This window comes from Gordonia namibiensis NBRC 108229 (assembly GCF_000298235.1).
Classification (GTDB): Bacteria; Actinomycetota; Actinomycetes; order Mycobacteriales; family Mycobacteriaceae; genus Gordonia; species Gordonia namibiensis.
On sequence record NZ_BAHE01000037.1, the window covers coordinates 55,869 to 65,357 of the forward strand.

Annotated in this window: 6 protein-coding genes and 2 pseudogenes; 2 read left to right on the forward strand and 6 right to left on the reverse strand. The window is 66.2% G+C overall.

What is annotated here, in order from left to right; genetic code table 11:
- The first annotated feature begins 32 nt into the window (after positions 1–32).
- Complete coding sequence (locus tag GONAM_RS17585) at positions 33–1,223, forward strand: L,D-transpeptidase (protein WP_006868106.1); 1,191 nt, start codon at positions 33–35, stop codon at positions 1,221–1,223.
- Between the two features lie 135 nt (positions 1,224–1,358).
- On the forward strand, positions 1,359–2,780 hold the full coding sequence (locus GONAM_RS17590) for a DUF4185 domain-containing protein (RefSeq protein WP_006868107.1): 1,422 nt from the start codon (positions 1,359–1,361) through the stop codon (positions 2,778–2,780).
- Positions 2,781–3,117: 337 nt separating this feature from the next.
- Here the strand turns inward: GONAM_RS17590 and GONAM_RS17595 are convergent, their stop codons facing one another.
- The 6 genes and pseudogenes from GONAM_RS17595 to GONAM_RS17615 form a co-directional block, all read right to left on the reverse strand.
- A complete protein-coding gene (locus GONAM_RS17595; protein ID WP_006868108.1) occupies positions 3,118–5,151 on the reverse strand; it encodes a neutral/alkaline ceramidase in 2,034 nt (677 codons plus the stop codon).
- A 14-nt stretch (positions 5,152–5,165) separates the two neighbouring features.
- Positions 5,166–5,810 carry a TetR/AcrR family transcriptional regulator gene (locus GONAM_RS17600; protein ID WP_083876448.1) on the reverse strand — a complete coding sequence of 215 codons (645 nt, stop codon included), beginning with the start codon at positions 5,808–5,810 and terminating at the stop codon, positions 5,166–5,168.
- Between the two features lie 33 nt (positions 5,811–5,843).
- Positions 5,844–6,533, reverse strand: a complete 690-nt coding sequence (locus GONAM_RS22990; RefSeq protein WP_245548639.1) for a flavin monoamine oxidase family protein — start codon at positions 6,531–6,533, stop codon at positions 5,844–5,846.
- A 248-nt stretch (positions 6,534–6,781) separates the two neighbouring features.
- Positions 6,782–7,318: pseudogene (locus tag GONAM_RS23110) on the reverse strand (FAD-dependent oxidoreductase); the annotation flags it as partial.
- Positions 7,319–7,803: 485 nt separating this feature from the next.
- Positions 7,804–9,102: a dicarboxylate/amino acid:cation symporter gene (locus tag GONAM_RS17610; RefSeq protein WP_006868113.1), complete on the reverse strand. Its 1,299-nt coding sequence runs from the start codon at positions 9,100–9,102 to the stop codon at positions 7,804–7,806.
- A gap of 141 nt (positions 9,103–9,243) precedes the next feature.
- Positions 9,244–9,489: pseudogene (locus GONAM_RS17615) on the reverse strand (HNH endonuclease); the annotation flags it as partial.

Here is a 9,489-nt window from a genome sequence, read left to right on the forward strand (position 1 = left end):
GAGAGATGGGGATCGGTCGTTCATCACGACGGATGCCACTGATCATCAGTGGTGTGTTGCTCGCGATCATCGCACTCGTGACGTCGTGTTCACAGGAGGCTGCGTACTCCGACAACGTCACCAGTTCGAGCCTCTTCGACGATCTGCTCAAGCCTGCCGTCGACATCACCGAGCTCAACAATCAGCCGCTGAGCGACAACACGGTCGGCGTCCAGCCGGGTGCCCCGATCAAGGTCACCACGAGCGAGGGCACGCTCAGCCGGGTTCTCATCACCAAGTCGGACGGCACCCCGCTCAAGGGCACCTTCAGCGACAACGACACCGTCTGGGTCAGCAACGAGGCGCTCGGCTACAACCGCACCTACACGCTGGAGACCGACGCGGTCGGCATCGGCGGCGCGGTCACCAAGAAGGTCACCTTCACGACCAGCAGCCCCAACAACCTGACGCAGGCCTACCTGACCCCCAACCCGGGTGAGACGGTCGGCGTCGGCCAGCCGATCGCGGTGAAGTTCGACGAGCCGATCCCGAACCGTCGTGCCGCACAGAAGGCCATCCGGGTCACCACCGACCCGCCGGTCGAGGGCGCCTTCTACTGGATCAGCGACAGCGAGGTCCGGTGGCGCCCCAAGGAGTACTGGAAGCCCGGTACCAAGGTGCGGGTCGCCGTCAACACCTACGGCATCGACCTCGGCGACGGCCTGTTCGGCCAGGAGAACGTCCGCACCAACTTCACCGTCGGCCGCCGGATGGTCATCACCGCCGACGACAACACCAAGCAGGTCGTGTTCGAGCGCGACGGCAAGGTCATCAAGACCATGCCGACGTCGATGGGCAAGCCGGGCGACGAGACGGACAACGGCATCTACCTGGTCGCCGACAAGCACGACCACATCATCATGGACTCGTCGACCTACGGCGTGCCCTCCAACTCGCCGAACGGTTACCGCACCCCGGTCGACTACGCGACGCGGATGTCCTACAGCGGCATCTTCTTCCACTCGGCGCCGTGGTCGGTGTGGGCCCAGGGCAACACCAACACGAGCCACGGCTGCCTCAACCTCAGCCCGGAGAACGCGCTCTGGGTCATGAACAACACGCTGCGCGGCGACCCGGTGGTCGTCAAGAACACCACGGGCGGAACCCTGTCCGGCACCGACGGCCTCGGTGACTGGAACATCCCGTGGTCGGAGTGGCGCAAGGGCAACGCGGACAACTCCTGATCCATGAACCGTCCACACGAGAGCCGAAGATCTGGCTCTCGTGCGGACTCGTTCCGGATCGGCGGGCTTCGATGGTTCGTCCCGGTCTGCGCGATCGTGGTCGCCGGGACCGCACTCGGGGGTTCGGCCGCGGTAGTGCACGCGGCACCCTCGGTCGTGTTGCCGAGTTCCGGCTGTGAGGCGGATCTGCCGCCGAAACCGAAGAAGGGACCGGTCGACCCGCGTGATCTGATCTCGCGTCTGCCCGACCGGTTCAGCATCCCGCTGCCGTATCCGCGGATCCTGCCGGTGCCCGAACCTGCCCCGGAGAAACCGGTGATTCGGATTCCGTCCGAGAAGCCCCCGAAGGACCCGTGTTCGGATCCGTGCCCGGGCATCACCGACCCGCCGAAGCCGAAACCCGATTCCGGTGGTCCCGCGTTGAGCATCGAGTTCCCGAAGATCACTTTCGATCCGGCACCCAAGAACATCCCGGTTCCGGTGCCCAACCCGAACCCGCCGAAGCTTCCGCCGCCACCTGCGGCCGTCGCCCCGGGCGTCGACGCCGGACCGGTGGCATCCAAGCCGACGCGTCCGCGGGTATCTGACGTCGACCTCGTCAGCACCCTCACCGGTAAGGGGTCGACGAGCCGCACCGACAAGCGCTGGCAGATCAACGGCACCGACCTCGGGATCATGTGGGAGTCCGAGCCGGGGAAGGTCGCGGTCGTCTTCGGCGACACCTTCGGCAAGGATTTCCGCCCGCCGGGTGCCAACGGCCGGGACTGGCGTTCCAATGTGCTCGGGTTCTCCGGCGACAAGAAGCTGTCCGACGGCATGAGCATCGACACGATGATCCAGGACAGCCGCTGCCACGCCGCGGAGCTGTTGAGCGCGCGACGCGTCGACCACTACGAGATCACCGTCATCCCGACCTCCGGTTTCGCGATCGGGGACCGGCAGTTCATGACCTACATGTCGGTGCGGACCTGGGGCAAGATCCCCGGCACGTGGCTGACCAACCACGGCGGGCTCGCGTACTCCGACGACGGCGGGTCGACGTGGACCAAGGACCCGTACGCCCGGTGGGACAACATCTTCGGCATCAGCCAGTTCCAGGTGTCGTCGATGGTGCCGCACGGCGAGTACGTCTACATGTTCGGCACACCCAACTCCCGGATCGGATCGGTGGGCCTCGCGCGTGTCCACCGCGACCATGTCCTGAACAAGACCGCCTACCAGTACTGGCGCGACGGTCGATGGGTCCCGGCCCGCGACGGCAACATCGCGTCGGTGATCTTCGCCGGCCCGGCCGGCGAGGTGTCGGCCCGCTACGACGAGAAGTCGAAACGCTGGCAACTGACCTACCTCGACGCCCTCCGCGGCGGGATCGTGATCCGTAAGGCCCGCGAACCGCAAGGACTCTGGTCCGAACCCGCCGGACTCGTCCACTCGTCGAAGTACGACCAGCTCTACGGCGGTTTCATGCACCCCTGGTCCAGCGGCGAGGACCTGTACTTCACCATGTCGACCTGGACCGACTACAACGTCTCACTCATGCGGGCGCGTATCCGCTGAGGTGCCGCCCCTCGCTGCCTGAGGTGCGGCCCCTCGCTGCCTGAGGTGTGGGGCACTCGTGTGGGCGCGTGTCCGCTGAGGTGCGGCCCCTCGCTGCCTGAGGTGCGAGGAGCGATAGCGACGAGCCACGAAGGCCTGGTGACGAGTCGTCGCCAACCCTTCGTGGCTCGCTTCGCTCGCACCTCAGGGAGCGGGGGGCGCTTCGCTCGCACCTCAGGGAGCGGGGGGTCGCTTCGCGCGCACCTCGAGAAACGGCCAGCCGCACCCCGACGACAACCCTTCGACCCGACCCTCTGCTCCCTGGACACCCCTCATGCCCAGGGTGCAGAGGGGCGGCTCAGCGCACCTCGAAGGTTCTCGAGGCGCCGCTGATCGGCCGGGTCTTCCCGGCGCCGTCGCGGCTGTTGCCGTGGTATTTGATCCGGTAGGTCCCCGACGTCCCGGCGGGCGGGCGCCAGGTGATCGTGATGCGTGAGGTGTCGGTGCCGCCGGGCGGACGTGCCCAGCGGAATTCGGTGGACCAGTCGTTGTCGTCGGCGATCGTCGTCCAGGAGCCGCCTTCGCGACGCTGGACCTCCAGATACGTTCCGCCGTGGCGGAAGTCGTTGTTGGGGTGCGCCCCGACGAAGTCGACGGTCACGACCTGTCCGGCACGGTACGACCCGCCCGGCTGCCGCAGGACGTCACCGTACGTGTACCCCGGAATGGGGCGGTCGGCGGGGACCGGCGGGAGCAGGTCAGGTTGGAAACCGGACTTGTCGACGGGCGCCGGGCCGCGACCCAGGCTGCGGCCCGATGCCATCGCGGCGGCGAGCTTCGCGAACTCCTGCATGTACGCGGGCAATGTGTAACGGCCGTACTGGGTTTCACCGCCCTCGTACTGCTGGAGGTCGTACTCCTCCGGGGTGGTGACGTACTGGGTGTATGCGTTCGCGTATCCCTGGACGAGCACGTTGTCGATGTCGATGCGCAGTTCGTCGGCGACGACCTGACGGAGTCGGAGTCCGGCGACGACGGTCACCTCGGCCGGCACCGCGACGAGCACCAGTTCGCCGATCCGCATGATCTGCAGCGGCACCACCGACGGAATCCAGCCCGACGGCGGCATGAGTCCCAGCGGGAAGAGAATCAGCTTGGGCGCCTGCATGTCCCGCATCCACGGGGCGATCGGCGGCTTCTTGTTGCCGCCGAGGGCGTCGAACAGCGGGTTGGTCATACCCTCGACGAGCAGGGGGAGCGGTTGTTCGTAGTTGTCCTCGCTGCTGGTCGCGGCCGCGGCGGCACCCATCATCGCCGGTGTCGTCGACGCCGGTTTCCCGTCGGGCGTGAACGTTCCGGCGACCCGCACCGCGGACATGTCGACGTAGCGCGTGATCGAGTCGACGCCGCCGCGAGTCATCGGTCGGGTGGCGTCGAAGGCCCGTCGCCCGGCGACGTACTGGCGCTCGCCGATGAGTTCGCAGTTGCGCTTGTTGTCCGTGGTCGGCCCATTCGGTTTGAACCACTTGAGGGAGAGGTTGGGCGTCATGTCGCCCGAGTTCGTCTGCGGGAAGGCTGCGACGAAGCCCGGCTGGGAGCGCTCCCACAGGTAGCTGGCGTAACCCTTGTTGTCGCCGGCGATCAGCACGTTGTGGTCGGCCAGCGAGGTGCCGTGGGTCGAGAACCAGGTGATGGCCCCGACGTCCTTGCCACTCGCGTGGCGCAGACGCAGCACGGTGACCTGCGGGTCGATCGCGTTGGGGAACAACTTCTTCTCCGACGCCGGGTTGGCGTCGAAGGCGACCTTGGACCGGTTCGCGCTGGCGTTGTGCAGTTCTTCGCGACCGATGGTGATCGTGCCGGGTGCCAGGTTGTCGTGCGCGCGCACGATGGCGGCGAACATGCCGTCGACCTCGGCGTCGTAGGAGTTCTTCTTGAACCCGAACGCGGCGAGCGAATACGCGTAGTCCCAGGCGGTTCCGCCGCAGGAGGCATGCGAGTGCTGCGCGTTCAGGTTGACGTTCGCCTCGGTGTAGAGCGAGCCGAAACGCTTGCGCAGCTTTTCCATCAGTCCCATGTGATGCGACTGGAACAGGCACGCGATGTCGGCGGTCAGGAAGACGACGCGCTTGCCGGTGGTCTGGTCGACGATGATGTAGGCCCGCGCCCAGCATCGCTGGAGCAGGCCTACCGCGACCTGCTCGGGATTGGAATAGCCCATCATGCCCTGTCCGGCAACGGCGCCCGTGACGTCACCGATGCCGCAGCCGACGAGATAGTCCGTCGAGTCGGACGGGGCGGCCGAGGCGCGCCCGGCCGTGCTCAGCGCCAGACCGGCGCCCGCAGCGGTCACCGCCGCGCCGGCGATCAGTTGTCTCCGTGTCACGTCCACGTGCTGTGTCCCCCTCAGGCTTTTTCTGGAGTGTTCTGGGTGGTCTCCGGGTGGTCGACGATGTGGGTCGACAGATTGGCGACCACGGCGTCGGCGATGAGGTCGCAGATCGCGCGGTCACGAATGTTGAGGTACGACAGGGTGATCCCGTCGGTGCCGGCCAGGACGAGCGGTGCCAGCTCGGCGGTGGGACGGTCCCAGGCGGTACAGGTAGCCGCGGCGACGCCGTCGAGTGCGGCTGCGATCGCCTCGTAGTACCGGAGGTACATCTGTGAGCCCAGGTCGCTGAGTCCGTCGGTCTGCCTGGCGTACTGGTTCAGCGAGATCATGGCCTGTTCGCGGTCGGGATCGGCCTGCACCCCGTCGATGTAGGCGGAGAGTGCGCTCTCCAGGATTGCGACCGCGCCGGGCCGACCCTGAGAGATGGCCTGGGCGCCCTCTTCGAGCGCAGCGCCCACCGCGGTCAGTTCCTTTTCGGTTCCGCGTTCGACGAGTGCCTCGAGGAGTTCGTCGCGGGTGGCGAACACGTAGTGGAAGGTCGACAGGGTCACGCCGGCCTCCGCACAGATCGCGCGCGTGGTCGCGCCGTCGACCCCGCGTCGGGCGATCACGCGGAACGCGGACTCCAGCAGCAGTTCTCGCCGTTCCTCCACAGGCATTCTCATGGTCGGTGCGCTCTCACATCAGCTCGGTCACCGGAGATCATCGAGGATCTCCCGCGCCGCACGGCGGCCCGAGCGGACGGCGCCGTCCATGTACCCGGTCCAGTAGTCCGAGGTCTCCGTGCCCGCCCAGTGGATAGGTCCGACGGGCTCGCGAAGTCCGGTGCCGTACTTGGTGAGTACGCCCGGTCGGCTTACCGCGACCGGCCCACCACGTGACCACGGTTCGAGGTCCCATTTGAAGACGCCGTAGTCGACGAAGTCCCGGGCCTCGGGGCCGAAGTACTCGACGAAGTTGGCGATGCATTCCCTCACCAGGGTGGATTCGCGAGCGTGGTCGAGGCGGCGCATGGCGTCGGCGGAGATGAAGCCCATCAAGATGTGGTTGCCCTCCGCGTAGCTCTCGAAGGTCACGTCGACGGGGCGCCCGGCGCCATAGACCTGTCCCGACAAACCCTTGTCGCGCCAGAACGGCCTTTTGTAGAGCGCCGCGAACTTGCTGACTGCACCCATTCGGTAGCCGCGGTGGATTCCGATACGTGCAGCGGGAAGTCCTGGGCGGTAGTCGATTTGACCGGAGATGGCAGGGGACATGGCGACGACGACGCGACGGGCGCGGTAGGCGCCGACGTCGCTGGTGACGGTTGCGATGCCGTCGGTGTAATCGATCGACCGAACGGGTGCGTTGTAGACCATGTGCGCCGAGAGTTCGCGGGCCATCCGGAGCGGGATGAGGGCGGCGCCGCCTTCGAACAGTCGCTCTTGCGCGCCGTCGTCTGTGCTGAGCAGGCGGACGAGGGTGCCGGGGTCCGCTCGTCACCGGATGCCGCGATGTAGTTGAGGTAGTAGAGCGCGGAGACCTCGTCGGGGCGGACCGACAGTGGGGCCGACATCGCTATCTGCACAAGGTCGCGCGCGGTCTGGGTGTCGGCGATCTGATGGGTGTACTGCCCCCAGGTGATCGAGTCCAGGTAGGCGGCGTTCGGGTGCTTCCACGGCTGGCCGACGGGGAAGCCCGCCAGTGCGTCGGCCTGAGCCCGCACGAGCGCAGCCCCCGCCTGGCCGAGGTCGGCCACCGCGGGAATCGGCAGGGCGGCGGGCACCCGCGTCGTACCGGTGCGGCTGACGAAGATGCTGTCGCCGGCGTTGTGGGTCCGCAACGTCCGGACGTCGTACTCGCGTGCAAGGCCGGCGATGTGCCCCTGCGTGGGCCCGATGAATTCGGCTCCGGCGTCGAGGGTGGCGCCCATCTTGGGTGAGGAGATGTTGTGGACGCGGCCGCCCGCACGGTCTCGGGCCTCGAGAACCGTCACCGACGCGCCCGCCGCTTTGAGTGTCTTGGCGGCTGCGAGCCCGGACAGTCCTCCGCCGACGACGATGACGTCGACGATTCCCGTCGGGGCAGCCGACGCCCGGCCGGACCCGGTCAGTGACGCTCCCGCCACGACGCCCGCCGCTGCGAGCGATCCGCCCAGGAAATGCCTGCGTGAGAGGTGCGCGCCCATGTGATCCCCCGTTCTCGTGGTGATGGCGAGGCTATCGACCACATGTTCAGGTCAGATGACCTGAAGTATCGAGAGAGTAACAGGAGAGTGTGAGGCGCGACACCCCGATCAACGCAGAATCGCCACCTCTGACGGCCAAGCGCTGGTAGGCGGTAGCGCTCGAGTGCCCGAGATGGCGACTGCGGAAGTGGTGCGTGCGGAAACGACGCGGCGGACCCATGGGTGGTCGCCGCGACGAGTGGGACCGGAGATCAGTCCTTGTTGCCGGGGATTCCGACGATGAACCCGATCCCGATGATGATGCAGGCGATCAGCGCGACGACGAACATGACCCAATATGCTGGCATGCCCGTGACGCTACTGCGGAGAACCCACTCCCGCAGCTGATCCGGGATCATTGGGGACCAAGTACCCGCAGGTCGTGGGCTCAAGGCACGAAGACCGGTGGGCATCTGGTTGCCGCCCACCGGTTCTCGCGCACCCGATCAGTCAGCCGCGTCGGCCTTTGCCATGACGTCGACGAACTCGGAGACGTCGATCTCCTCGGACACCACCGTCTTGGTCCCGTTGTAGACGTCCCGGTCGATCTCGTCGTCGGCGTTCGCGACGAGCATCGCGACGAAGGTGTCACCGTTGACGTTCAAGAAGGTGCGGAAGATGCCGGTGAACCAGTCGACGGCGATGAGCAGGCCGATCGCCTCGAGCGGAAGGTCGAGCGAGGTGGCGAGGAAGGTGGCGACCACCGGGAAGCCTCCGGGAACGGTGATGGTGCCCATGTTCAACAGGATCGCCAGTGCCATACCGAGGGCTATGCTGCCCACGGTCAGCTCCACTCGGCCCGCCTGCGCCAGGAACATCACGACGATCATGTAGTTGAGGACGGCGCCGTACGACCCCATCGTGAGGCCGATCGACAGCGTGAAGTTTGCGATCTTCTGACTGACGCCCATTTTTTCGACGGTGTTCTTCAGAACGGTCGGGAACGTGACCGCCGAGCTGGTGGTGGTGACGGCGATGACGGTCTGCTCGGCGAGCTTTCCTGGGAGCTTCCACGGGTTCAGACGAGTGCGTGCCGTGACCACCATGACGAAGAGCACGAACAGGATCGCGACTCCGAGTGCTGTCGTGCCCAGGTACTTGAGGCCAGTGGTGATGACAGAGAACCCGACGTCGCCGGCCAGCGGTGCCAGCAGGCAGAAGACGCCGATGGGTGCGATGTACATGACCAGCCGGATCATGATGAGCACGATCTGCTGGATCTGATCGATGAAGGTGAGCACCCGATCGTCGCCGGTCTTGGTGATCTGGATTCGCAAAGCGATACCGAACAGCAGAGCGAAGATGATGATCGGCACCATCGTCGCCGTGGACATCGCTTCGAAGACGTTCTTCGACACGAAGTCCAGAAGTGTGTCCTGCCAGCCCGTCGTCTCGGCGGCCTCCTCCTCGAGGGTCGGGTCGACCGCACCGTCGAAGACCATGCCGTTGCCCGGCTTGATCAGCACGCTGAGACCCCACGCGAGAACCGCGGCGACTACGGAGAAACCGATCATCCACTTGAACGTGCGAAACGCGATCTTGCCGGTCCCCGCGCCGGACATCGACGCGGTCGCCACGATCACCGACGCGAGAACCAAAGGCACGATGGACATCTGGATGAGTCGGATGAACATGTCGCCGATGAACTTCAGATTGGCGGACCATTCGCCGACGATCAGTCCGAAGATCAGACCGGCGATGGCGCCGATTCCGATCTGCAGTGCGGGGTGTTTCAGCGCCTTCACGTGGCCCTCCTGGATTCGTTTCAACGCAGCGACCCTAGGTGGCGGTGACTACCCGCAGATGTCACAAATTTGACGTCCAGATTTCGTCGCAGGTGAGGCGGCTGATCTCTATGACGTTGTGCCCGGATTCCGGGCACAACGTCATACGGAAGTGAGCCTCGGGTAGGCGGCCGCGAGGAGTAGCGAGGCGAGGGTGGCTTCGGCGTCGGAGGCGTTGCGGAGGTCGATGACTTCACGCATCTGTAGGCGTGGTTGATCGTCGGACTCGGTGTCGGGTCCGTGGATTTCGGTGCGCACCTGTTGGAGGTGTTCGGCGAATCGGCGGGGTATGTCGGGTCGCCGGTTGATGCGTTCAGGGTTGGGTGGTGCGCCGGGTTCGGCGTTGAG

Coding starts and splice junctions, on each gene's coding strand:
- GONAM_RS17585 (WP_006868106.1), top strand. CDS start 33: ATGCCACTGATCATCAGTGGTGTGTTGCTCGCGATCATCGCACTCGTG.
- GONAM_RS17600 (WP_083876448.1), bottom strand. CDS start 5,810: ATGCCTGTGGAGGAACGGCGAGAACTGCTGCTGGAGTCCGCGTTCCGC.
- GONAM_RS22990 (WP_245548639.1), bottom strand. CDS start 6,533: ATGGCCCGCGAACTCTCGGCGCACATGGTCTACAACGCACCCGTTCGG.